The 23,146-nt window shown below is 41.3% G+C and carries 25 protein-coding genes; 23 read left to right on the top strand and 2 right to left on the bottom strand.

Annotation, left to right across the window (positions count from 1 at the left end; all coding sequences use genetic code 11):
- Together ODU37_RS07760 and ODU37_RS07755 are read left to right on the top strand one after the other, a co-directional pair.
- On the top strand, positions 1-566 hold a 566-nt coding region (locus ODU37_RS07760), incomplete at its 5' end, for a G5 domain-containing protein (RefSeq protein ID WP_398580451.1).
- A gap of 635 nt (positions 567-1,201) precedes the next feature.
- Positions 1,202-2,326: an aminotransferase gene (locus ODU37_RS07755; RefSeq protein ID WP_044758692.1), complete on the top strand. Its 1,125-nt coding sequence runs from the start codon at positions 1,202-1,204 to the stop codon at positions 2,324-2,326.
- Between the two features lie 13 nt (positions 2,327-2,339).
- On the opposite strand, the gene ODU37_RS07750 is transcribed toward ODU37_RS07755, so the two are convergent.
- The gene (locus ODU37_RS07750; protein WP_249562173.1) at positions 2,340-3,521 is read right to left on the bottom strand and encodes a DUF2974 domain-containing protein; all 1,182 of its coding nucleotides are present in this window, start codon (positions 3,519-3,521) and stop codon (positions 2,340-2,342) included.
- Between the two features lie 169 nt (positions 3,522-3,690).
- On the opposite strand from ODU37_RS07750, the gene ODU37_RS07745 reads away from it, so the two are divergent.
- From ODU37_RS07745 to ODU37_RS07660, 18 genes are all read left to right on the top strand, one after another.
- A complete protein-coding gene (locus ODU37_RS07745; protein WP_024400006.1) occupies positions 3,691-4,374 on the top strand; it encodes a response regulator transcription factor in 684 nt (227 codons plus the stop codon).
- Positions 4,367-5,359, top strand: coding sequence for a HAMP domain-containing sensor histidine kinase (locus ODU37_RS07740; protein WP_105105154.1), 993 nt, complete (start codon positions 4,367-4,369; stop codon positions 5,357-5,359). Before ODU37_RS07745 ends, ODU37_RS07740 begins: the two co-directional genes overlap by 8 nt.
- A gap of 95 nt (positions 5,360-5,454) precedes the next feature.
- Positions 5,455-6,213, top strand: coding sequence for an ABC transporter ATP-binding protein (locus ODU37_RS07735; protein WP_105105153.1), 759 nt, complete (start codon positions 5,455-5,457; stop codon positions 6,211-6,213).
- Between the two features lies 1 nt (position 6,214).
- Complete coding sequence (locus ODU37_RS07730) at positions 6,215-8,224, top strand: ABC transporter permease (protein ID WP_172115157.1); 2,010 nt, start codon at positions 6,215-6,217, stop codon at positions 8,222-8,224.
- Between the two features lie 177 nt (positions 8,225-8,401).
- A complete protein-coding gene (locus tag ODU37_RS07725) occupies positions 8,402-8,566 on the top strand; it encodes a hypothetical protein (RefSeq protein WP_105209698.1) in 165 nt (54 codons plus the stop codon).
- Positions 8,563-8,880: a PadR family transcriptional regulator gene (locus ODU37_RS07720; protein ID WP_105148144.1), complete on the top strand. Its 318-nt coding sequence runs from the start codon at positions 8,563-8,565 to the stop codon at positions 8,878-8,880. The genes ODU37_RS07725 and ODU37_RS07720 overlap by 4 nt, the downstream gene beginning before the upstream one ends.
- A gap of 1 nt (position 8,881) precedes the next feature.
- Positions 8,882-9,676 carry a hypothetical protein gene (locus ODU37_RS07715; RefSeq protein WP_249562174.1) on the top strand — a complete coding sequence of 265 codons (795 nt, stop codon included), beginning with the start codon at positions 8,882-8,884 and terminating at the stop codon, positions 9,674-9,676.
- 43 nt (positions 9,677-9,719) lie between these two features.
- Positions 9,720-10,544, top strand: a complete 825-nt coding sequence (locus ODU37_RS07710) for a bifunctional 2-polyprenyl-6-hydroxyphenol methylase/3-demethylubiquinol 3-O-methyltransferase UbiG (RefSeq protein WP_148115821.1) — start codon at positions 9,720-9,722, stop codon at positions 10,542-10,544.
- 3 nt (positions 10,545-10,547) lie between these two features.
- Entirely contained in the window at positions 10,548-10,784 is a 237-nt protein-coding gene (locus ODU37_RS07705) for a DUF2829 domain-containing protein (RefSeq protein WP_148115820.1), read from the top strand.
- The gene (locus ODU37_RS07700; protein WP_249562175.1) at positions 10,777-11,475 is read left to right on the top strand and encodes a 3-oxoacyl-ACP reductase; all 699 of its coding nucleotides are present in this window, start codon (positions 10,777-10,779) and stop codon (positions 11,473-11,475) included. The genes ODU37_RS07705 and ODU37_RS07700 overlap by 8 nt, the downstream gene beginning before the upstream one ends.
- A gap of 11 nt (positions 11,476-11,486) precedes the next feature.
- Positions 11,487-12,038 carry a GNAT family N-acetyltransferase gene (locus ODU37_RS07695; RefSeq protein WP_249562176.1) on the top strand — a complete coding sequence of 184 codons (552 nt, stop codon included), beginning with the start codon at positions 11,487-11,489 and terminating at the stop codon, positions 12,036-12,038.
- Complete coding sequence (locus ODU37_RS07690) at positions 12,035-12,505, top strand: ASCH domain-containing protein (protein ID WP_249562177.1); 471 nt, start codon at positions 12,035-12,037, stop codon at positions 12,503-12,505. Before ODU37_RS07695 ends, ODU37_RS07690 begins: the two co-directional genes overlap by 4 nt.
- Before the next feature lie 175 nt (positions 12,506-12,680).
- Positions 12,681-14,063, top strand: a complete 1,383-nt coding sequence (glmU, locus tag ODU37_RS07685) for a bifunctional UDP-N-acetylglucosamine diphosphorylase/glucosamine-1-phosphate N-acetyltransferase GlmU (RefSeq protein ID WP_398580450.1) — start codon at positions 12,681-12,683, stop codon at positions 14,061-14,063.
- A gap of 8 nt (positions 14,064-14,071) precedes the next feature.
- Complete coding sequence (locus tag ODU37_RS07680) at positions 14,072-14,617, top strand: NUDIX hydrolase (protein ID WP_105121634.1); 546 nt, start codon at positions 14,072-14,074, stop codon at positions 14,615-14,617.
- Positions 14,618-14,627: 10 nt separating this feature from the next.
- Entirely contained in the window at positions 14,628-14,948 is a 321-nt protein-coding gene (gene macP / locus ODU37_RS07675) for a cell wall synthase accessory phosphoprotein MacP (RefSeq protein ID WP_002936700.1), read from the top strand.
- 8 nt (positions 14,949-14,956) lie between these two features.
- Positions 14,957-15,646, top strand: a complete 690-nt coding sequence (locus ODU37_RS07670) for a 5'-methylthioadenosine/adenosylhomocysteine nucleosidase (RefSeq protein WP_015647163.1) — start codon at positions 14,957-14,959, stop codon at positions 15,644-15,646.
- A gap of 198 nt (positions 15,647-15,844) precedes the next feature.
- A complete protein-coding gene (locus ODU37_RS07665) occupies positions 15,845-16,690 on the top strand; it encodes a pyridoxamine kinase (protein ID WP_105153638.1) in 846 nt (281 codons plus the stop codon).
- The gene (locus ODU37_RS07660; RefSeq protein ID WP_024399926.1) at positions 16,687-17,217 is read left to right on the top strand and encodes an ECF transporter S component; all 531 of its coding nucleotides are present in this window, start codon (positions 16,687-16,689) and stop codon (positions 17,215-17,217) included. The genes ODU37_RS07665 and ODU37_RS07660 overlap by 4 nt, the downstream gene beginning before the upstream one ends.
- A gap of 518 nt (positions 17,218-17,735) precedes the next feature.
- On the opposite strand, the gene ODU37_RS07655 is transcribed toward ODU37_RS07660, so the two are convergent.
- Positions 17,736-18,488 (bottom strand): hypothetical protein, encoded by a 753-nt coding sequence (locus tag ODU37_RS07655; RefSeq protein WP_029751660.1) that lies wholly within the window; start codon positions 18,486-18,488, stop codon positions 17,736-17,738.
- Between the two features lie 386 nt (positions 18,489-18,874).
- On the opposite strand from ODU37_RS07655, the gene ODU37_RS07650 reads away from it, so the two are divergent.
- From ODU37_RS07650 to ODU37_RS07640, 3 genes are all read left to right on the top strand, one after another.
- Positions 18,875-21,451, top strand: a complete 2,577-nt coding sequence (locus ODU37_RS07650; RefSeq protein ID WP_249562179.1) for a pneumococcal-type histidine triad protein — start codon at positions 18,875-18,877, stop codon at positions 21,449-21,451.
- A gap of 90 nt (positions 21,452-21,541) precedes the next feature.
- Positions 21,542-21,925 (top strand): PH domain-containing protein, encoded by a 384-nt coding sequence (locus tag ODU37_RS07645; protein ID WP_002936200.1) that lies wholly within the window; start codon positions 21,542-21,544, stop codon positions 21,923-21,925.
- Positions 21,926-22,002: 77 nt separating this feature from the next.
- Complete coding sequence (locus tag ODU37_RS07640) at positions 22,003-22,596, top strand: YitT family protein (protein WP_002936201.1); 594 nt, start codon at positions 22,003-22,005, stop codon at positions 22,594-22,596.
- Positions 22,597-23,146 lie beyond the last annotated feature (550 nt).

Below are 23,146 nucleotides of genomic sequence, written 5' to 3'. Positions count from 1 at the left end.
TTGGTCAAGAGTCTGAGCAAGTTGCCGGTGTAACAGGAAAAATCAATGTGATTAGTATTGGAGACCAGACGACAGAGGTCGTTACCACTGCCAAAGTAGATCGCATTGTTAGAGTTGGTACGAAGTTGGCAGCTGCTCAGAGTGCAGACCTTGCCGAAGCTGTTATCACGGAGAAAGAAATCCCTTTTGATACCCTTTATCAAGACGACCCTACTCTTCCAGTTGGTCAAGAGTCTGAGCAAGTTGCCGGTGTAACAGGAAAAACTAATGTGATTAGTATTGGAGCCCAGACGATAGATGATGTTCGAGAGGTTGCTGCTGGTTCATTAGACTTGGTTTCTACATCTGACTTAGGGGAATCTCGGGAGTACACTGCTAAAAATAAGGTAATTAATGGTACAAATACAGATGATGTTCCAAAACCTAAGAGACTTCCTCAAACCGGAGAAAATAAAGGGAGCTTACAGACTTTTTTCGCAGTAGTTGGTATCGCAATGATTAGTGTTTTGGTTTATGTTAAGAATCAAAAAAATCTGATTTTCTCGAAATTAAAACAAAAGATGTAGAACACTGTAAATCCTTTTTGTATCAGCAAGTCGTGCTAATACTAAAGATCTAATGATTCAGTCAACTGAAATGGATTAAAGATTATTTGTTAGGTAGGAAAAGTTCCAGAATTAAATCGTAATTTTGGGACTTTTTTTCAATATACTCCATTATTGGGCGGTACAGATTATCCGTTGTCAACTTGCATTGATGAACCCTGGTTCTATCTTTAATTTTGTTTTTAAGGCTACTTTTGATGTTTATTGAGTAGAATATGAGAGTGTGGCAATCATATATTCCTTTTTGGTACGTCGGGGATGAAGTGAAAGTTCTTTGTGGCATCTGCTATTGGTATTGGTGAACCCAAAATAGACTTCTAAGCCTGACTATTGTGAGGCGGCGGATTAAAACGACTCCCTAACTGTTTCAATCAGTCAAGGCGTGTTCAAACAATCCACTGGAGTTTTTCACTCGTCGAAGTAGTAAAATAGAAACTAAATGATGATACAATCAGTATTCTCTCAAAAAATTAACTTGATTAGCGACAAACGATTTCTTACAGAAAAGTACTTTACTTGGGAATGTTTGTATATTTATACGTAATTTTAAGTAATATGGTACAATAAGAGCAGAATAAATAAAAGTAGGAAGTCTTATGAAATTACCACGTTTTGGCGTTGAGGAATGGCTGAATGTCCATGAAAATAGCGCGATTTATGATATAGCTGGGGTGTCCATTTCTTCATTGACTTTGGAGGAATTGTTTGCCTTGTCGGGCACCAATCCTGAGGATTTTTATAAGAAATTGCAGGGCACCAAGCTCAACTATGGCTGGATAGAAGGTTCCCCAGCATTTAAAAAATCGGTTAGTCAACTCTATACAGGCGTCAAGCCAGAACAAATTCTCCAGACCAACGGGGCAACAGGGGCCAACTTGTTAGTTCTTTATAGTTTGATTGAACCAGGAGACCATGTCATTTCCCTTTATCCGACCTACCAACAACTCTACGATATTCCAAAGTCCTTGGGAGCAGAAGTAGATTTGTGGCAGATTGAGGAGGAAAATGGCTGGTTGCCAGACTTGGAAAAACTACGTCAGCTCATTCGTCCTAATACTAAGATGATTTGCATCAACAATGCCAATAATCCAACTGGTGCTGTCATGGATAGGACTTATTTGGAAGAATTGGCGGAAATTGCTGGTGAAGTTGGGGCTTACATACTCTCGGATGAAGTCTATCGTTCCTTTTCTGAGCTGGATGTGCCATCTATTATAGAAGTCTATGATAAAGGAATTGCTGTAAATAGCTTATCCAAGACCTATTCCCTGCCAGGTATTCGCATTGGTTGGGTGGCTGCCAATCTTGAAGTGACAGATATATTGAGAGATTATCGGGATTACACTATGATTTGTGCAGGTGTCTTTGACGATCTGGTGGCTCAATTAGCTTTGGCCCATGATCAAGAAATTCTAGAACGAAATCGGCGTATTTTAGAAGAAAATCTAGCAATTTTGGACCAATGGATTGAGAATGAACCCCTCGTTTCCTATATCCGTCCAGCGGTTGTTTCGACCAGCTTTGTCAAGATTGCAGTGGATATGCCCATGGAAGATTTTTGCTTGCAACTTCTGCAGGAATACGGTGTTCTTCTAGTTCCTGGTAATCGATTTGAACGTGACGGCTATGTCCGTCTAGGTTTTGCCTGTGAACAAGAAACTCTAATCAAAGGATTAGAAAAACTATCCCAATTTTTAAGAAGATTCGATAAAGAAAACTAGCTCAGTGGTTGAGCTAGTTTTCTTTATTTTCAGTTGTATTTCTTTGAAACAATTTCCGCCAATCTGGTAGAGAGATTTCAGTGCTTGGAATGGAGGTGCTAATATTGTCCCTCCAGATTTGATAACGGGTATCAAAGAGGAGACGAATGAGTTTGTCCACCATTTCGGCTTCTTCTGGAGCTATTTCTTTTCTCAGTCGATCAATTTCTTGTAATTTCTGTAGGGGATTTACCGTGATGTCGCTAAAACGTTCAATTCCTGCTTTGATGAAGATGCCGAAAAACAAATCGAAGAAGTCTCGTAATTCATCGTCTGTTAAACTAGCCGTCCAAGTTTTTAAGGCTTGGTCGGTTTGTAGGCTATCGCTGGTCAGGGCAGGGGCTAGTTTGAAGTCGCTTCCGTCAACCTCCCAAGAAAAACTGATATGTTGTAGAATGCCGAGGGTATTACTCTGAACGATTTGAGCATTTTCTGGTGTTTCTAACATCATACCGACAATTGAATTCTGGGGAATGACAGGGAAAATCCGTTGGTGAATAGCTTGGTAACTAGGTGCTTCCAAGTGTTTTTTGTGTAATCCAGGTGAATCAAAGGGATAGATAGCTAGGATTCTATCCTGTTGGTCTGTAGCTTGCTGGCATGCTGCATAGAGGGCTAAATTTCCGCCTTTCGAATGACCTGCCAGATAAAAATGGCCCATCTGCTGCATCATAAGTTTTTCTAAGTAGCCACTCGCTGCACGTTGGGCAGGAATTTCATCCATATAGGTCATGTGGAAATCTTCCTTCCAACCGATAATGGTGTCGTCTGTTCCTCTGAAGCAAGTCACAATTGTTTTTCGGTCAATGCGATAGCTGATTGCTGAAAACTGCTTTTCCTGTTCCAACTGATAATCGTCAACGAAGCCAAATGCCTTGATAGATTTGAAGCGTTTGGATTTGGCTAGAAGTCCAAGTAAGACTAGGCGGTTTTTGGTCACCATAGAAAAGGGAGGGAAATTATTTTTGTAGGTCTCTTCAAAGGCCGCTGCCAACCGATCAAGTCGTACACCATTTTCTGTAAAAGAGTAGGGGACCAGATTATCAAAAGGGAGGTAGGAAAGTTCGGTCAGAGCCAGAATATCCAGCTTATTGATAGGTTTATCATAAAAATTATCGTATTGAGTTTCTTCAATATAGGTTAATAAATTCGGCATAGCAGTCCTTTCCTTTTTTATCTAGTATAACGAAATATGATTGGTCTGACAAATCTGCACCACTGATGACCTGGTTTTTTAGTCAACTTCTTGTGTAAATGTATAAAAATACTCAAATTTGTTCCAATGTAAGCTATAATAAATAGTAGGGATATGAAAGGAGATAGTTATGCAGAAAATTCTTCTTATCGAGGACGATAAAACGATTAGCCAACTAGTTGCTAAAAACTTGATAAACTGGGGTTACCAGGTGCAAGAGGTCAAGGATTTTCAGATGGTTTTGGAACAGATGGAAGAGTTTCAGCCCCATTTGATTTTACTGGATATTGGCCTGCCTTTTTTCAATGGCTATTACTGGTGTCAGGAAATTCGCAAGACCTCCCGTGTGCCCATTATGTTTCTGTCTTCCCATGACCAGCCAATGGATATTGTTATGGCGATCAATATGGGGGCGGATGACTATGTGACCAAGCCCTTTGAAATGACGGTTCTCCTGGCCAAAATACAGGGGCTTCTCAGAAGAACCTATGATTTTGTCGGAGAACAAAGTTTACTCTGGTTTGAGGAGATTTCCCTAGACCTAAAGACCATGCAGGTGTCCTATGGACAGGTTGTGGAAGAGTTGACGCGAAATGAATTTCAGATTTTACGCGTTTTATTTGAACATGGCAAGGAAGTGGTCAGTCGTGAGGAGCTGATGAGAGAACTCTGGAACAGTGATATTTATGTAGATGACAATACTTTGTCGGTTAACATTGCTCGCCTGCGTAAGAAATTGGCAGAACTTGGTCTGCCAGATGTGATTGCGACCAAGAAAGGAGTAGGCTACGGCCTGGTGTGGACACATGAATAAGGATGATTTTGGCTCATTAATACCAGGATTTTTGACCTCATGGCTTGGTCATCGCTTGATTTTTCTGATAGCCTACGCCGTTTTTGCTGTGGCTATTCTGGCTTATAGTAGCCTCTTTGACATCCAAAGAAACTTGGTTTTCTACGCCCTCACCCTGCTCACTATCTGCTGGCTTCTTGCCCTCCTCTGGGATTTTGTCAGGGAATTTTCTCGTTTTGGAAAAATCTGGCGTGGTCAGAAAGTGGCTACTGGGACAGCTAGTGAGCGTTTGTTGCAGGAAAAAGTGGAGCGACTAGAAGTCCAGAACAAGCAAATCCTAGAAAAACAGCGACAGGAACAGACAGAATTAGATGACTACTACACCCTCTGGGCCCACCAGATGAAAACGCCGATTGCAGCCAGTCAGCTCTTGGTCAAGGAAGTAGATAGTAGTCCAGTCCGTCACCAACTGGAATCAGAACTCTTCAAGATTGAGCAATACACAGGCTTGGTCTTGAACTATCTCCGTTTACAGTCCTTTCATGATGATTTGGTTATCGAATCAGTCAATTTGGATGAACTGGTCAGAAATCTAGTAAGAAAGTATTCCCTCTTTTTCATTCAGGTCAATACCAGCTTGGACTTGGGACAGCTGGATAGGATCGTAAAGACAGACAAACGCTGGCTGGGCCTGTTGATAGAGCAAATTTTATCCAATGCCCTCAAGTATTGTCAGGGAGGAAGCATCTCGATTTTTCTAGATGGGGATGAGTTGGTCATTCGTGATACGGGAATTGGGATTGCTGAGAGTGACTTGGAACGGGTCTTTGAGCGTGGGTTCTCAGGTTTCAATGGTCGCAGAACCCAGCAATCTTCGGGTCTGGGGCTCTACCTCTCACGGAAAATTGCTGCGGAGCTGGGCTATTCCCTAAAGCTAAAATCAAAAGTGGGTCGGGGAACAGAGGTGCGAATCGGTATCAAAGAAGTGGAGTTGATTTTTGATTAATCTTACAAAACTGTCACGTAAATGAAAGCTAAGACTATGGTAGTTTGTCTTGGGACCGTGTAGAATGAGGGTAGAAAAAGAAAAGGAGTCAAGTTATGTCAGTTTTAGATGTTCAACACGTTCAAAAGATATACAGTTCTCTCTTTAAGGCGGGACAGGTTGAGGCTTTGAAGGATATTCATTTTACAGTGGAAAAGGGTGAATATGTCGCCATCATGGGAGAATCAGGTTCTGGAAAATCCACCTTGCTCAATATTTTGGCAACCCTTGATAAGCCAACGCAGGGCAAGGTCTTGCTTAATGGATTGGATACCCAATCTATCAAGAGCAAGGAAGCGGCAGCCTTTCGTCGGGAGAAATTGGGCTTTGTCTTCCAAGATTTCAATCTCTTGGATACCCTCTCTGTCAAGGACAATGTGCTCTTGCCTCTGGTTTTGTCTCGCTATCCGATTGATGAGATGAACAAGCGACTCATTCATACGCTCAATAGCCTGGGAATTGCGACCTTGCAAGACAAGATGCCCTACGAGATTTCGGGTGGTCAGCAGCAGCGGGTTGCGGTGGCGCGTGCGATTATCACACGACCTGAAATTCTTTTGGCAGATGAGCCGACTGGAGCCCTCGACTCCAAATCAACGGCAACTCTTCTCGATATTTTTGAAAAAATCAACCAAGAAGGGCAAACCATTTTGATGGTAACCCACTCGACAGTAGCAGCTAGTCGTGCCAAACGGGTTCTCTTCATCAAGGATGGCATCCTCTACAATCAAATCTACCGAGGTGAGAGAACCAGTCAGGAAATGTATCAGTTGATTTCAGATACCTTGACACTTATGGCGAATCGAGGTGAGTAGTATGTTTGGACTAACCGTTCGATTGGCTCTGACCAATCTCAAAAAGAACCGTAGACTCTATTTTCCCTATGCCCTGATGACCATTTTGTCCACAGCCATTGCCTATATTTTTGCCTCGCTTGCCTTTCATCCTGATTTAGGTCAGGTCAAGGGGGCCAACGGGGTGATTCAAGTGCTGGGCTTTGGTATGATTGTGGTTATGCTGGCCGTTGCCATCATGGTCTTCTATGCCAATAGTTTTGTTATGAAGCAGCGGTCAAAAGAGTTTGGTGTCTATAGCATTCTTGGTCTGGAGAAAAAACATCTCTTCTTGATGACTTTTCTAGAAAATCTGGTCTTTTCAGTCGGTACCATTCTATCTGGCTTGCTCTTGGGATTGGCTCTAGATAAACTCTTCTATGCCCTCTTGCTGAAAGCCATGCAGATGCCTGTGGTTCTAGCTTCAACCTTCCAGTTGAAAAGTCTAGTCACTGTACTTATCTATCTCTTTGGGATTTTTGCCTTGGTCAGCCTCTTTAATATTGGAAAACTGGGCTTGACCGACTCACTCAAACTGGTTCAAGGTAAGAAGCGTGGGGATAAGAAATCAGGCTTACTCTGGCTACAGACCCTCTTAGCTCTTATCTTATTGGGGGCAGGCTATACCATTGCCCAACTAGTGACCAGTCCGATGCAGGCTATTCCAAGTTTCTTTGGAGCGACTCTTCTGGTTATCCTTGGGACCTACCTGCTCTTCCACGCAGGTGTTATCAGTCTATTAAACTGGCTAAAGAACCGTCAGACCTATTATTATAAGCCAGATAATTTCATTTCTGTATCCAACTTGATTTTCCGTATGCGGAAAAATGCTCTGGGCCTTGCGACCATTACTATCCTCTCTAGCATGTTTTTGGTGACCATGGTTGGAGGACTCAATATTTACATCGGTGGTAAAGATTATATCGCCAATCAAAATCCAAATGATTATTCTATTGATTTTGGAATGCAACCAACCACTTCAAAAGCTCAAACGGAGAAGTGGGAGGAGTGGGCGGAAGCTATCTTAGAAGAGACAGATATTCCTGTTGAAAGTAAGGTGGTCTATCCTTATCAGCAAGCCTATTTTTCTGAGGTGACAAATCAGCAAGTAAAATTTTTGACAGAAAAAGAGTCATGGATGGATTTTTCTAATCAAGTAGGTGTAGGCTATATTTTGGATAAAGCTACATATGAAAAAATGACTAGTCAAAAACTGGAGTTGGCAGCTGACCAAGTGGCCATTTATAGTAAGGGAGTCCAGTATCAAGCTGGTCAAACCCTCACCTTTGATGAAAAGGAGATGAAAGTTGCCCAAGTCTTGCCCAAGAATGTGACCTTGGGACATCTGCCTGACCATGTGACTTTTAATTTTAGTAAGTATTTAGTCATTGTTGTTCAAGATTTGACAATATTTGAAAATCTAGCCGAAAATCGCTATTATATGGGCTTTGAAAGTAGTCTATCAGAAGAAGAACAGGTAAATAGCCAGGAGGTCTTCTTATCCGGTACCTTTGAAAGTGAGCTTTGGGAGTCCAATATATTACCGAATGGAACGAACGCCATCAGTCTCGCCTACCGTGCCTATGCGATGCGTAGTTTCTTCAGTTTTGCAGGTTCACTTTTCTTCATCGGCCTCTTACTTTCGCTCATCTTTTTGATGGCGGTGGTGCTGGTGATTTACTTCAAACAGATTTCAGAAGGCTATGAAGACAGAGATCGCTTCGTCATTATGACTAAGGTTGGTCTGGATGAGGATCAGACGAGACAGTCCATTCGCAAGCAATTGCTGACCGTCTTTTTCTTACCTATCCTACTTGCCTTTGTCCATCTTGCCTTTGCCTACAAGATGCTATCGTCCATTCTTTTGTCTATCGGCGTGGTTAATGCAGGGCTTATGTTGCAGGTGACAGCAGGCATCTGTGGTGGCTATCTCCTCCTCTACCTAGTGGTCTACGCCATCACAACACGATCTTACAAACAGATTATTTCCTAAACTTGGGGCAACCCAAGTTTTTAATTTTTTTTACTATTTTGTTTTACATACTAGCTACCTTGTGTTATACTATAGATACAAGGCTAATAGGTAAAACAAACTAGTGATAGAAGACAAAGAAAATCACTTTTATTTTTATCAGACTAGTCGGTATTACAAACTAGATGGAGAGGCAGTATGAAACTGGATAAGAAAAGTCGGGAAAATTGGAAACTAGCAGGTATCACGCTTGTGACGGCCATTATAACAGGCTGGGCCTTGGATTCTATTTTGATCTTAGGCATCATGTTAGCATCAGGCTTGCTGTTTGGATTTTTTGTAGAGGAAGAGGAGGACTTATGAAAGAAACCCAGATGCTCAAGGGGGTCCTAGATGGCTGTGTCTTACAAATTATCAGTCAGAAGGAGATTTATGGTTATGAGTTGGTTCAGGAGTTGAGAAATCAGGGCTTTGAAAACATGGTCGGAGGGACAGTCTATCCCCTCCTTCAGAAGTTAGAAAAAAATAGCCTGATTTTTAGTAAGAATAAGCCCTCGCCAGATGGACCCGACAGGAAGTATTTTTATCTGACAGACCAGGGGAAGGCTTATCTAGAAGATTTTTGGAGCCAGTGGACGGAATTGGTCCAAAAGGTTCAGCGATTGAAAGGAGAATAAGATGAGCAAACAAATGGAATACCGCAAGCAGATTGAAGTGATTGAAAACCAGCTGACCAAGGAAAACAAGGAGTATATGGGCCGTATCAATGGCTACATGATGATTGCCTCTGTCTTTCACAGGCAGGAAGAAGCAGTGGCTACCCAGCTCTTATCCATTTACCAAGATGTTCTTGAAGCCCAAAAAGACGGGCTTTCGGCGGAGGATTTTCTAGGCAAAGACAGCAAGCAGATGGCGGACGACCTACTCAGCTATCTCCCTCCAATTGGTTTCGTGGAAGTCGCAAACCTGAGTGGCCTCATGCTCATCATTTACCTTGGTAGCCAATGGTTGATGGATTTTGCAGGGACAGGCGCCATCTCCCTCAACTGGCTGGGCTTGATCTGCGACGCGCTACTTAGCCTCCTCCTCCCCGCAGGGGTTTTCCTCATCATTCGCAGTCTGATTTACCAGACCAGCAAAATCAAGATATGGGCAAGCTTTCTCTGCATCCCCCTTCTTTTTCTCGTGATTTGCGGACTTCGTCTCTGGGCAATCCCCAAGGAACCTGACTTAGTCTTGACTGGCTGGGGGCTTCTAGTGCCACTCACCTTGCTCGGTCTCGCTCTGCTATTTTTCCAAAAGGAAAAGTTGGTTCGCTATGTCTTTTTACCGACCTATCTCCTCATGATTGTTGGCGGTGTGGTAAATATGGTCATGACCGTTCCAGTTTGGCTCAATCTGATGTTGGTCATTCTTCCAGCTATGGCCTTTTGGATTGGAACTGCAGTTTTGTTGGTGAGAAAGGAGAAATAGAAAACATATTTTGGTATAATAAAGAAAAACAAGGGGTGCCTATATGGAGTTTGAGGAAATTCTTCGCATCGAAGATGATTTGCAACGCAATGAAGCCTTGTATTCTGTTTTTAACGAGGATGAGCGGTTGGTCAGTCAAGCTGGACAGGTTGAATTTTTGACTACCTTTCGTGAGTTGGAAAAGTATGTGACGGACCAGTCTAAGATATTGGACATCGGAGCAGGGACGGGAGTCTATTCATTTCCTCTTGCAAAGATTGCGAAGGAAGTAGTCGCACTAGAGCCAGCTTCTCGAAACTACCAAAGATTGACAGAAAAGATTGCTGCTAGCCTGCTAACCAATCTAGAAGCCCAGCAGAAAAGCTCCTTGGAACTGGAAGGGTTTCCCGCTGGCTATTTCGACCTAGTCCTCCTGTTCGGACCGCTCTACCACCTATCGCAAACAGCAGACCGTGAGGAGACTCTCCGACAAGCCAAGCGACTCATGGCACCAGGAGGCAAGCTGTTCATCGCCTTTATCAATCATGACATGATACCGATGACAGAAACTGCCCGCAATCCCCACTATCTAACAGCTCCGGACAGCGGTTTTCAGGCAGAGAAAGGACGCGTCAAGAATAGGTCTTTTGTGTTCTTTACTCTGAAGGAGTGCCGAGAAATGCTGGAACAAGCAGGTCTGTCTATTCTTTCTATCCTTGCCGCCGACGGATTTACTGAAATGCTGGCTCCCCAGATCAATGCCATGGATCAGAGGACCTACCAGACCTATCTGGACTGGCATTTTGCTCACTGCAAGGATCCCCATTTACTTGGGGCCAGCAACCATTTTCTATTTATTTGCCAAAAAGATGAATTCACAAAGGAGTAAACCATGACATTTGAAGAGATTTTACCAGGCTTGAAGGCCAAGAAAAAGTACGTTCGCACAGGCTGGGGCGGAGCGGTGAACTACGTCCAGCTCTTTGACACCATTGAGGTTCACGGGCAAAAGCTGGAGGCGACCCCCTATTTCCTCATCAACGTGACAGGTGAGGGCGAAGGCTTCTCCATGTGGAGCCCGACCCCATGTGATGTCCTTGCGACCGACTGGGTAGAAGTCCATGACTAAAGCAGTCCTCATCACAGGCGTTTCTAGCGGCATTGGCCTTGAGCAGGCACGGATTTTTTTGGAAAATGGCTGGCGTGTCTACGGCATTGACCAGTCCAACAAGCCTGATTTGTCAGGCGATTTCCACTTTCTACAACTAGACCTAACTGGTGATTTATCCCCAGTCTTTTCGTGGTGCCAGACAGTTGATGTCCTCTGTAATACCGCAGGCATTCTAGATGATTACCGTCCCCACCTCGATATTGAGGAGGATGAATTGGCACATATCTTTGCGGTTAATTTTTTCTCCGTGACTAGACTGACTCGCCCCTATCTGCAGCAAATGGTGGACAGACAGTCGGGCATCATTATCAATATGTGCTCCATTGCCTCCAGTCTAGCAGGTGGAGGAGGCTCAGCCTATACTGCCTCCAAGCACGCTTTGGCAGGTTTTACCAAGCAGTTGGCACTGGACTATGCCAAGGACAAGGTCCAAATCTTCGGCATCGCCCCTGGTGCCGTTCAGACAGGCATGACCCAGAAGGACTTTGAGCCTGGTGGCCTGGCGGACTGGGTGGCAGACCAGACCCCTATCGGACGCTGGACCCAGCCCAGCGAAATAGCAGAGCTGACCTTCATGCTGGCTACTGGTAAACTCGCTTCCATGCAAGGCCAGATTATCACCATTGATGGCGGCTGGAGTTTGAAGTAGAAAGGAAGATTATGATTCTTGAAACCAATCGTCTCTTGCTCCGCCCTTGGAGTGAGACAGACACAGCTGACTTATTTTCTCAGGCCAGTCATCTTGAAGTTGGTCCCGCAGCGGGTTGGCCTGTTCATCAGAGCGTGGAAGAAAGTCGAGAAATTATCAAGACAGTCCTTAGCCAACCCGAAACCTACGCCCTTGTTCTCAAAGAAACGGGACAGGTGATTGGCAGTATCGGGCTCATGCTTGGTAAACAAGGTGGTCTTGATTTGCCTGACTCAGAAGCTGAGCTAGGCTACTGGCTTGGACAGGGATTTTGGGGACAAGGCCTCATGCCAGAGGCTAGTCAAGTTTTACTGGATTACGGCTTTTCTCAATTGAATTTAGAGAAAGTCTGGTGTCGTGCTTTTGTAGAAAATAGCAAATCATTACGTGTCCAAGAAAAACTGGGCTTTGTTTACCAATACCTCTTGGAAGATGTGCATTTCCCACTCATTGATGAGATCCGTAGCGAACGAGTGAATCTGCTGACAAGAGAGGAATGGCAGTCTAGAAAGGACCCCCTATGACACCTACACAACTCTGGCAAGAATTTCTTGCCATCAATCCCCAAGCTGGTTCTGAGCCGGAGGCCTGGGCCTTTGGGGCGGAAGCTGATCGACTGGCTGATTTGGTGGCTAGAGGCATCAAAACTTCAACCAGCTCTGCCCATGCCCTCTATGAAGTAGAGGGAGAAGAAATTCCAAGAGCTGGTGGCTATGATATCATTCTGGACGGACAAGGTAAGGCTGTGTGCATTATCCAGACCACCAAGGTCTATGTGACGCCCTTTTCCCAAGTGACGGAAGAACATGCCTATAAGGAGGGCGAGTTCCGTCAGGGAGGTGACTTGTCTATCATAAAAGAGAAAAGTCTGATTCATTGGCGGCAGGTCCATGAAGAGCTTTTCACTATCTGGCTGGCAGAAGCAGGCCTGTCCTTCTCAGAAGACATGCTGGTCGTCTGTGAAGAATTTAAATTGGTTTATCCTAAATAGACAATTCTATTGGATGCAATCAACCTGTAGTTTGTTTTCTAATACTAGAAATTTTTGAGAAACTGGCTTCATTCCAGTTTCTTTTTATTTACGAAAATTCCCTATAATACTGCTATTTTCCAAAAACATCAAAATTTGCTATAATAGGAGTATATCATTGAAAAGAGAGAAAACTATGAGCAATAACTATGCAATTATCCTAGCGGCGGGTAAGGGAACTCGCATGAAGTCTGACTTGCCAAAGGTCTTACACAAAGTGGCAGGAATTACCATGTTGGAGCATGTCAAACGGGCTGTAGATGCTATGGAACCTGCTAAAACAGTAACGATTGTCGGTCACAAGGCAGAATTGGTCCAAGCAGTTCTCGAAGGGCAGTCAGAGTTTGCCCTTCAATCTGAACAGTTGGGGACAGGCCACGCCGTTATGATGGCTGAGCCAGCTCTTGCAGGTTTGGAAGGTCAGACCCTTGTTATCGCAGGGGATACACCGCTGATTACAGGAGAAAGCTTGAAAAACCTCATTAACTTCCATGTCAGCCACAAGAATGTTGCGACTATCTTGACAGCTCAGGCTGATAACCCATTCGGATATGGTCGGATTATTCGCAATGCTGATGGGGAAGTGCAAAAAATTGTTGAGCAAAAAGATGCCAACGATTTTGAAAAACAAGTGAAAGAAATCAATACAGGAACCTACTTGTTTGATAATAAACGTCTTTTTGAAGCGCTTAAAGATATTAATACGGACAATGCCCAAGGTGAGTACTATCTGACAGATGTTATTTCGATTTTCCGTCAGGCAGGCGAAAAGGTTGGTGCCTATGTATTGCGTGATTTTGATGAAAGTTTGGGTGTCAATGACCGCGTCGCTCTTGCGACTGCAGAAGCTGTGATGCGCAAACGAATCAATGAAAAACACATGGTCAATGGTGTGACATTTATCAACCCAGATGCTACCTATATTGATATTGATGTTGAGATTGGCGCAGAAGCTGTTATCGAAGCTAATGTTGTCTTGAAAGGTCAAACGGTGATTGGTGAACGCACTGTCTTAACTAATGGTACTCGTGTACGCGATGCGAAAGTTGCAGCAGATGTCGTTATCAGCAACTCAGACATTGAAGAATCTGTCATTGAAGAAGGTGTGACGGTAGGACCATACGCCCATATTCGTCCAGGCAGTCTCTTGAAAAAAGATGTTCACGTTGGAAACTTTGTGGAAATCAAGGCTTCTACACTTGGTCAAGGAACGAAGTCTGGTCATTTGACCTACCTAGGAAATGCAACGATTGGCAATAATGTTAACGTTGGTGCTGGCACCATCACTGTCAATTACGACGGTAAAAATAAATTTAAAACAACCGTTGGAGATAATGCTTTTGTTGGTTCTAATTCTACGATTATTGCCCCAGTAACTATTGGGGACAATGCCTTGTTGGCTGCAGGTTCTGTTATTACAAAAGATATTCCAGAGGATGCCATCGGTATTGGTCGTGGTCGTCAAGAAAACAAAGAAGGCTATGCGACTCGTTTTCCGTTCCATCCAAGTCAAAAATAGGTAATCGTATGAATTTTGAAGAAAAAACCATTGAGCGGACAGAAATTTTTAAAGGGCACATTTTTGATGTAGTAGTAGATGATGTTGCCCTGCCAAATGGTGGAACTGGTAAGCGCGAACTCATTTTCCACAAGGGAGCAGTTTGCGTTTTAGCCGTCACTCCAGAAGGTAAAATGATTTTAGTCAAACAATACCGCAAGGCTATTGAACGTACTATTTATGAAATTCCGGCGGGGAAATTGGAGCTGGGCGAAGAAGATACGCTTGAAGATGCTGCTTTGCGTGAATTAGAAGAAGAAACAGGCTATACTAGTGACAAACTGACCTTGTTGGCAGATTTCTATTCAGCCATCGGTTTCTGTAATGAACGAATTCGCCTTTATTTAGCAGATAACCTTATCAAGGTTGAAAATCCTCGTCCAATGGATGAAGATGAGGTTATCGAATTACATGAGGTAACCTTGGAAGAGGCTTTGAACTTGGTGACTACTGGCGATATTTGTGATGCAAAGACCATCATGGCTATCCAATATTTACAACTCATGAGAAAGTAGGAAACTAGCAATGGGCAAGCCCTTGTTGACGGATGAAATTTTAGAGAAAGTGAAAAAGAAACAGTATTCCGACCAATCTAGCCAGTTTGGACACTATCGTCCAAACCAGGATATATCAATGGATGATGCTCTATTCGATCCATATCTAGAAGAAGATTATCAGGGATATGAAGAGGGACAAACGATCCGAATCCCGGTCAAACCTACTGTAGTAAAAAGTCGCCGTATCGAAACCATCAAGCGAGAAGCTTTCCGCAGTAAGGTAAACAAAATCCTTTTTTGGGTCATCATCTTACTGATAATGTTTATCATTGCAGTATTATTTATTTAGGAGAAGAGATGAAATTTGGAATTATCGCAGCCATGCCTCAGGAATTAAAGATTTTGGTCGAGCATCTACAAGATGCAACTGAAATCGATGTCTTGGGTCGAACTTACTATCAGGGACGAATCGGTCAACATGAAGTCGTTCTTGTTCAGTCTGGTATCGGTAAGGTTATGTCAGCTATGTCCGTGGCTGTTTTGGCAGATCGTTTTTCAGTTGATGTCATTGTTAATACTGGCTCGGCAGGAGCTGTTGCCGAAGGTATTGCCATCGGTGATGTGGTTGTAGCAAATCAATTGGCTTACCACGATGTGGATGTGACGGCTTTCGGCTATGCTTACGGGCAAATGGCCGGGCAGGAATTGTATTATCCGGCAGACCAAGTCTTGTTAGAACAGCTAAGAACCGTTTTAGCAGAGCAGGAAATGATTAGCCATGTGGGTCTGATTGTGACAGGTGACAGTTTTATCGCAGGTCAGGAGAGAATCGCTACAATCAAAACTCATTTTCCAGAAGTCCTTGCCGTAGAGATGGAAGGAGCAGCTATCGCTCAAGCAGCTGTCAATACAGGTAAGCCATTCTTGGTTATCCGTGCCATGAGTGACACAGCTCAGGGAGATGCCAATATCACCTTTGATGAATTTATTATTCAAGCAGGAGAACGTTCTGCCCAGACCTTGATTGCCTTTCTGGAGAAAAATTAAGCAGATTTTGACAACAATACATTGAAAAGGATGACAGTAGCAAAGAGTTGTTACTGTTTTTCTTATGCAGTAATTTGAGCCCGATATTATAAGGTTTCGGCTATCTGTCCCCATACAGTTGTGAATATGTAATGTTGAAAAATGTATGATAATCATTTACAATTTTGTTTATGAAAAATAATTTAGGAGGAAGATTTGATGCAACGATTATTGCTTGCAAATGATTTGCCTGGTGTGGGCAAGGTTGCCCTAGCCACTAGTATACCAATTGCAGCAGCTTGTCAGGTAGAAACAATGCTTTTACCTACAGTTCTTTTATCCTCACACACAGGCGGTTTCCCAGATGTTGTCACTGAAGATATGACTGACTTGAATCAAGCCTATTTTGAACAGTGGAAGAACTTGAATTTGGAGTTGGCAGGCATTTTGTCTGGCTACTGTAGAAATCCTCGGCAGCTAAGTCAGTTGGCTATGTATGCTAAACAAACAGAGACACCATTGATTGTTGATCCGGTCATGGGGGATGGAGGGAAGTTGTATACAGGTTTTACCCCTACCTATGTAGAAGCCATGAAAGCATTGATTCAGTCGGCCAAGCTCATTCTCCCCAATGTAACAGAGGCAGCTTTTTTGACAGGGAGGGATTATTTGGGAGCTTGCTACGATAGGGCGGCTATTGAGGACTTACTGGAAGCTTTAGCAGAGCAGGTGTCTGCAGATATTGTACTGACAGGAATTTCCTTTGATGATAGCCAAATAGGTGTAGCCTATTTTCAGCAGGAAACAGGGGAAATAACTACCTATATGTCTAAAAAATATCCAGCAAATTTCTTTGGAACAGGTGACATTCTATCTACCTTGTTGGCTGTAGCAACCATCCAACAAATCAATCTCCATCAAGCCATCCCTCTAGCTTTAGATTTTATCGACAAGAGTTTAGAGCGTACTCTCGCTTTGGATAGAGACTTGAAATTTGGGATTTCCTTTGAACCTTTTCTAGCAGCATTACAGCAGGCATTTCAAACATTAAAGGAGAAATTATGAAACAGAATCAATTGCGTCAATTAACAGAAATTAGCCTATTTGCAGCCCTTATTTGTGTGGTTGTCTTCTTTATTCGTATTCCTTTTGGGAGTCAATTTGTCCATCTAGGCAATGCTCTGGTGGTAGTAGGAGTACTAATCTTTGGTGCCAACAAAGGGGCGCTGGCAGCCTCACTCGGTCTAGGCATCTTCGATTTACTGTCGGGATATGCTTCCGTTGCTTGGATTACCATTCTAGAATCACTCATTGTCTGTTTTGTCCTCCACCTATTTTATGAGAAATTCCTACAGGCAAACGATAGTCTATCAAATATTATGTTGGTTGGGATAGTTGCAGCCCTCACAAAAATTATCTTGAACCTGTTGAAGTACACATTGACGGGTAGTTTAGTCGGTGGACTAACGCCATCAGCATCATTTTTAGCTGCTTTGGGTAGGATTTTAGGAACCTATGGCACTGCAATTACGACCATCATTGCTGTACCTATTCTTTATCAGGTATGTAAAAGGTTATATAAGAGAAAGTAATTTATATTAGTGACATTAGTTAAATTCAATATGCAAAAAAAGGTCAGAAGGACTACACTGTAAGTGATGAAACAAACAGGAGGTTATACTCTACGAAAATCAAAATTATCCGTTGTCAACTTGCCTTGATGAACTCCAGTTCTATCTTCGGCTTCGTTTCCTAGGCTACTTTTGATTTTCATTGAGTATTAGTACAAGTTCTTTCAAATATCGTCACAATGTTGTCCTATCTATAGTAGAGACAAAAATAAAAGCACAGACAATTCGGCTGTATTTCATCAAAATCAGCTTGAATCTATCTGTGTTTTTATTGGCTAGTTCTTATGCTCATGTCTATTGCATATTTTTTAGAGCTCGTCAATAGAGTGGGTTAGTTTTTCCGGCGATGACTAACATCATTAACTTGTCAAGCACAAAGCCCTCACTAAGATTATACACCTAGTGAGGGCTTCATATTATTTTCATTATTCTGTGGGTGAGGTCGGAACCATCAGGGATGACTTTCCCAGCTTTTTTTATTATTTTTCTAAAGTAAATTCTTCATTTCCGTTAATAATGGTGGTATTTCCCTTGCGAGAATAGGAAATAATATCTTTTACGGAAATATCGTATGTAGTCAGCTGTTTGATTGCTGCGTCATTAATTTTTGTAATGGTCACGGTATGGAAGAGCTGATCGACTTCTCCCTCGAAAAAGGTAGCAGAGATAGTACCAGTTTCTTGATTGTATGTGGCGCCTAGTTCTTTAGCATATTCGTCTTGGTACTTATGAAATTCTTTTTCCGCCTCAGCTTGTGTAGGTAGAAATGATTTCAATTGCTTTTCATAGTCTGCTCCGAGAGCGGTTGTTAAGTATTCTTCTACGGAAATTCCTAGAGAACTTGCTTCTTTTTGTGCTTCCTCCAACATTACCTTGTAAGCTTGATCCAAGGTTAATTTTGCTATTTTAGGAATATCAAAGCTTGTTGTAGCGGTAAAGACAGCTTTCTTATCTACAACTGTCATCGTATAAGTTGCATCAATCCACGTTTTATCGATACCTGGAAGTTGATTTTGCAATTCCTTGATACTGGTTTCGACAATATCTTGTTCAGCTTGGGAATTGCGCCACGTACCGCTAATGTTGCCACTGTTGTATTTGAATAATGCAAGACAGGCAAAAAATACGATAATAGTGGTAAAGAGTGTGATAATAATTCTAAGGACGCGATTACGTTTCTTTTTCTGTTCCGCAACGAGTTCTTCGAAAGCTTGAGTAGCTGTGTTTTCCATAATATTCTCCTTTTATTTCCCTATTTTTAATATACTATAGTTTGTTTGCTTTGTCAATGGTCGTAGGGATGGAAACACGCTATCTGTATGAAGAAAAAGGTATGTAACTATTTTCTTGTTGTATGCATTTTTTAAAAAGTTTTTGTGAAACCTGCACTTTAACAAGGATACCCCCATTTCCAAGTTTATTATATTACATTTTTTCTACTAAAAACTGACAGCAGTCGTGAAAATATGGTTTATAAAACAAATTTTTTCATGCGTTTGCCATGGAATGGAAAATTTATTCATGAACAATCATTGTCAGTTGTTTTTTCTTGCAAAAATCAATAATAAAATGTATACTAGTTAATTGTTAACTGGTTAATGAGCTTAGGAGGACAAAAATGAAAAAGAAAACAACCTTATTTGCCTTGACAGGCATTATCCTATCTTGTCATCTTTTTTTGGCGGGTTGCCAAAAAACAGAGAATACTGCAATAAATCATCAAGATGTTCAAAGTAGCAATATCTCGAAAGTAGATGAAAATACGATTGTAGTGTCTGAAATTAAATCTAATGGCTATATGCGTCTATATGGAGAAGAGTCATACTTTTTTGACGGTCCTATCCCGTATGCGGCACACTTTTTAAAAGATACCCTTCCAGATTCTGATTATAAATTGAATAAAGAAGATATTCAGTATCAGTTAGAGAAAGGTTATATTATAAAAGTAAATGAGCAGTACTTCTACTATCCAAAGGATAAGGATGCTAATGTAATTTCTATTTCTGAAGCTAAGAAACTCACCAAAAATCAAAAGAAACCTACTTCTCAAGCTAAAAAAGGGGTAGCTGGTGTTGATTATCCTACGGATGATGGATTTCTTTTTGAAAATGAAGGTCAAATTCTTTCAAAAACGGATGAGGGACTGGTCTTAGAACATAATGGTCATTCACATTTTATTTTCTATAAGGATTTAAAAGAAAGCAAATGGTCCTATCTGGTACCCAAAGAGTACATTGAGAATAGCCAATCCAGCTCACATTCCAACGCAAAGCAAGCGAAGCTATCACAAACTTTTGATGATGGTTATGTATTTGATCCGAAAGATATAGTGGCTGAAGATGCGAATGGCTATACGGTACGTCATGGAGATCATTATCATTATATTTGGAAATCAAGTTTGCAATATGGACAAGGAAATACTGGGGAGACCATTGGAAAAAAGGGACAGATTACTGTTCTTGATAATCATTCGTTGCATACTCCGACCACAAGAAATAATTTCGTCCCACTCAAGTCTACCACAGAAAAAGGGCATACTTCCACTCAGTCTAATTCAAAAAAAGCTTTCCCAGGTATTGATTATCCAACAAGCGACGGTTTCATTTTTGATGGTAGTGGAGTCCAAGGTCAAACAGCGTTAGGGTTACTCATTGGCCATGGTACGCATACTCATTTAATTCCGTACAGTCATTTGATAGGAAGTCTGTGGGAGTCTTATATTCCTATTCAGTATTTAGAGACTGCTAGAGCAGAATACCATTCGTCAACTTCCACTCAAGTTGATGTAGAAATTCCGTTGTCACCACAAGAAGGTGGGAAACCTAACTCAAGTGTAGAAGAAGAACGAGAAGCTAAAAAGAGCTACCTAGCCGAAAATCTGCATGTTTCAAAAGAAAAAATCAAGGTGATAGAAACAGATGCAGGACCTGCTTTCGTTTACCCTCATGGTGACCATTCTCATACAATCTTGGTTGAGAAAATTGAAGTTGGAAAACCAATCGAAGACCCTCACGGTGACCCACATGCTCATGATAAAATTGGAATGGCTACTTTAAAACAATTAGGTTTTGATGATGAGATTATTGAAGATATTTTGCATGCTACGGCCGATACTCCTTTCCCATCTAATGAAACAGATTCCGAGAAGATGAGAGAGTGGTTAAAAACGGTAAAATATCTAAATATTGGTCAGCGAAAAGATCCGCTAAAGAGAGCCGGTCTGGACTTGATGCCAAATGTTGAAGTGTTAGGGATTGGTTTTACGCCAATTGATGATGTAAAACCTATCTTGCAATTTAAAAAAATGAAACAATTATGGATGACTAGCACAGGCATTAAGGATTATCAGTTTTTGAAAGAAATTCCAACATTGGAGGGAATTGACTTATCACAAAATGGTGTTTCTGATTTGGGCTTTTTGGAAGAATTTCCAAACTTAAAAGTAGTTTCTGCTGCAGGAAATGATATTGAAGATATCACTATTCTAGCTAAATTAAAAGCTTTGGAATCTTTAAATTTAGATCATAATAAAGTGACGGATTTATCCCCATTAGCAGATTTGTCACAATTGACAGCTGTTAGTTTAGATAATAATCGTATCACAGATTTATCTGCGCTTCAAAACAAGAAGAAGTTAACCCGTTTGTATATATCACAGAATCCTCAATTGGATATATCAACTCTAAAAACAGAGAATTTAGAAGAACTGACAGCTAATGAAAGTAATGTAAAAGATCTTCAGTTTGTAAAAAACAATCCCAATTTAACTAGTCTTACTCTTAAGAATAATAAGATTACTGAATTACAAGGGATAGAAGAAAATGAAAAATTAGTAAATCTGGATGTAGAGGGGAATCAAATTAAGACTTTGGAAATAGAGGGTAAACAAGAATCGGTTGTTCGATTAAATGTTGCAGATAATCAATTGAAGAATTTAGAAGGAGTCAATGATTACAAAGCCTTAGAAGACCTGAATGCTTCAAAAAATGATATTGAAACACTTGCCATCACAGAGCCAAATAAGACTTTGAAAACAATTGATGTGAGTGAAAATCACATTCCGAAGGAAGAATTAAATCTAAATGATCAGAAGATCCCATCTGCGATTGCAGAACATTTTCCAGCAGTTGAAGGTGGCAGTATCGAGAACAATCAACCTAAAGAAGTTGATAAGGAAGCAAAGGTAAGCGAGTAATTCTCATGTTTGGTAAAGACCTAGTGCCTAAGATAGTCAACTAGTAGCTTTTTGTGTTATACTATAGAAAAATATCAAAGGAGCCATATTATGGGACTATTTTCAGGTTTACTAGGTAATGCCTCGCAAATGGATAATGATAAGATTGAACAGGAATTGGAGCATGTTCTACTGGATAATGAACAGGTTGAGATGGCATTTAGTCTGGTTCGTGATTTGATTGTTTTTACGGAATATCGTTTGATTTTGGTCGATAAGCAAGGAATGACTGGGAAGAAAGTATCCTATAAGTCTATTCCTTATCGCTCTATTTCACGTTTTACAGTAGAAACATCAGGACATTTTGATTTGGATGCCGAGCTGAAAATATGGATTTCATCGGCTGTTGAACCTGCTGAAATTCTTCAGTTTAAGAGCGATAAGAGTGTCATTGCTATTCAGAAAGCTCTGGCTTCAGCTGTCTTAGGAAAATAGGAAAAAAGTACAGAAAGTGGCTATCCGCTTTCTGCTTTTTTTGATATACTAAGGTGGACTGTTTGTGAGGAGAGAATATGACGCAGATAAAATGGAGAGACTGCTTATTGATATGTTTTGGGGCAATCCTATATGCCCTTGTTTTGAATATGCTCATCATTCCACATGAATTTGGCGAAGGTGGGATTACTGGTGTTACCCTACTTTTGTTTTATACGACAGGGATTGAAACAAGTCTGTCCAGTTTTGTTTTGAATGGGATTTTGATTGTATTAGCCTATCGCTTTTTGAGTAAGTTAACGGTTTTCTATACTTTCTTAGCGGTTGCTACTATGTCCTTAACCATGCATTATACGACTTTTCTGCAAATAAAATGGTTGCCCCTGATTCCCTCTGCTCTCTTGGCGGGATTGGTGACAGGTTTATCAATGGCTCTAGTCATTTATGGAAACGGGTCCACGGCAGGAAGTGATATTATTGCATTGTTGTGTAATAAATATTTCAAATGGAAGATTTCCACCGTTATTCTCATTTTTGATGTATTTGTGGTAACTCCTTTGGCTTTTAAAATTGGGCTTGTAAAAACATTTTGGACATTGGTAATGGTTGTCATTATCAGTAAAAGTTTGGACTGGTTCTTGCAAGCATTGAAAAAGAATAATCATAAATAAAAATACAAGAGAAACCCAGTTGTGCATGTATAACTAGTTTTCTCTTTTCTTATAGTCGAATGAATTAATACTCAATGAAAATCAAAAACAGACTAGGCGACGCAGATGCAGATAGAACTGAAGTTCATCAAATCAAGTCAACAACTCTGATTTTGATTTCCGAAGAGTATAACTTTCAGACAAGGAGCTGGTACTAGAGTACGGCAAGCCGAAAGTGACGATGTATCAAAGTTAATTCAAATGACTATAAAAATGATGGACTCCTCATGAAAACGTATTATTGACTTTTTAAAGGTAAATATTAACTATTATTGTTAGATTGTGTTATACTTGGTAAGTTGCAAATCCAATATCAGTGGTTCGACCCTGATATCTTGTTACAAAAAAGTTAGATAAGGTAGCTTCGCACTGCCTTGTAAAAGAAAGGAAATGCGTTAGGAAACTAGTTCGGGAAGAGCATTCGAACCCGTGCTAAAAACTTCGTGAAAAAGATAGACTTCCTAGTGTGTTGTCACACTGCGTCAGTCTCCTATTTTCACCTTGTTTTCTT

The organism is Streptococcus sp. 2021WUSS109, assembly GCF_044427305.1.
Lineage (GTDB): Bacteria > Bacillota > Bacilli > Lactobacillales > Streptococcaceae > Streptococcus > Streptococcus suis.
This window is presented reverse-complemented; position numbering and strand designations above follow the sequence as displayed.

What these genes read in the sequence shown, in the direction of transcription:
- ODU37_RS07755 (WP_044758692.1), top strand. Translation starts at nt 1,202, where the DNA reads ATGAAATTACCACGTTTTGGCGTTGAGGAATGGCTGAATGTCCATGAA.
- ODU37_RS07750 (WP_249562173.1), bottom strand. Translation starts at nt 3,521, where the DNA reads ATGCCGAATTTATTAACCTATATTGAAGAAACTCAATACGATAATTTT.
- ODU37_RS07745 (WP_024400006.1), top strand. Translation starts at nt 3,691, where the DNA reads ATGCAGAAAATTCTTCTTATCGAGGACGATAAAACGATTAGCCAACTA.
- ODU37_RS07740 (WP_105105154.1), top strand. Translation starts at nt 4,367, where the DNA reads ATGAATAAGGATGATTTTGGCTCATTAATACCAGGATTTTTGACCTCA.
- ODU37_RS07735 (WP_105105153.1), top strand. Translation starts at nt 5,455, where the DNA reads ATGTCAGTTTTAGATGTTCAACACGTTCAAAAGATATACAGTTCTCTC.
- ODU37_RS07730 (WP_172115157.1), top strand. Translation starts at nt 6,215, where the DNA reads ATGTTTGGACTAACCGTTCGATTGGCTCTGACCAATCTCAAAAAGAAC.
- ODU37_RS07725 (WP_105209698.1), top strand. Translation starts at nt 8,402, where the DNA reads ATGAAACTGGATAAGAAAAGTCGGGAAAATTGGAAACTAGCAGGTATC.
- ODU37_RS07720 (WP_105148144.1), top strand. Translation starts at nt 8,563, where the DNA reads ATGAAAGAAACCCAGATGCTCAAGGGGGTCCTAGATGGCTGTGTCTTA.
- ODU37_RS07715 (WP_249562174.1), top strand. Translation starts at nt 8,882, where the DNA reads ATGAGCAAACAAATGGAATACCGCAAGCAGATTGAAGTGATTGAAAAC.
- ODU37_RS07710 (WP_148115821.1), top strand. Translation starts at nt 9,720, where the DNA reads ATGGAGTTTGAGGAAATTCTTCGCATCGAAGATGATTTGCAACGCAAT.
- ODU37_RS07705 (WP_148115820.1), top strand. Translation starts at nt 10,548, where the DNA reads ATGACATTTGAAGAGATTTTACCAGGCTTGAAGGCCAAGAAAAAGTAC.
- ODU37_RS07700 (WP_249562175.1), top strand. Translation starts at nt 10,777, where the DNA reads ATGACTAAAGCAGTCCTCATCACAGGCGTTTCTAGCGGCATTGGCCTT.
- ODU37_RS07695 (WP_249562176.1), top strand. Translation starts at nt 11,487, where the DNA reads ATGATTCTTGAAACCAATCGTCTCTTGCTCCGCCCTTGGAGTGAGACA.
- ODU37_RS07690 (WP_249562177.1), top strand. Translation starts at nt 12,035, where the DNA reads ATGACACCTACACAACTCTGGCAAGAATTTCTTGCCATCAATCCCCAA.
- glmU (WP_398580450.1), top strand. Translation starts at nt 12,681, where the DNA reads ATGAGCAATAACTATGCAATTATCCTAGCGGCGGGTAAGGGAACTCGC.
- ODU37_RS07680 (WP_105121634.1), top strand. Translation starts at nt 14,072, where the DNA reads ATGAATTTTGAAGAAAAAACCATTGAGCGGACAGAAATTTTTAAAGGG.
- macP (WP_002936700.1), top strand. Translation starts at nt 14,628, where the DNA reads ATGGGCAAGCCCTTGTTGACGGATGAAATTTTAGAGAAAGTGAAAAAG.
- ODU37_RS07670 (WP_015647163.1), top strand. Translation starts at nt 14,957, where the DNA reads ATGAAATTTGGAATTATCGCAGCCATGCCTCAGGAATTAAAGATTTTG.
- ODU37_RS07665 (WP_105153638.1), top strand. Translation starts at nt 15,845, where the DNA reads ATGCAACGATTATTGCTTGCAAATGATTTGCCTGGTGTGGGCAAGGTT.
- ODU37_RS07660 (WP_024399926.1), top strand. Translation starts at nt 16,687, where the DNA reads ATGAAACAGAATCAATTGCGTCAATTAACAGAAATTAGCCTATTTGCA.
- ODU37_RS07655 (WP_029751660.1), bottom strand. Translation starts at nt 18,488, where the DNA reads ATGGAAAACACAGCTACTCAAGCTTTCGAAGAACTCGTTGCGGAACAG.
- ODU37_RS07650 (WP_249562179.1), top strand. Translation starts at nt 18,875, where the DNA reads ATGAAAAAGAAAACAACCTTATTTGCCTTGACAGGCATTATCCTATCT.
- ODU37_RS07645 (WP_002936200.1), top strand. Translation starts at nt 21,542, where the DNA reads ATGGGACTATTTTCAGGTTTACTAGGTAATGCCTCGCAAATGGATAAT.
- ODU37_RS07640 (WP_002936201.1), top strand. Translation starts at nt 22,003, where the DNA reads ATGACGCAGATAAAATGGAGAGACTGCTTATTGATATGTTTTGGGGCA.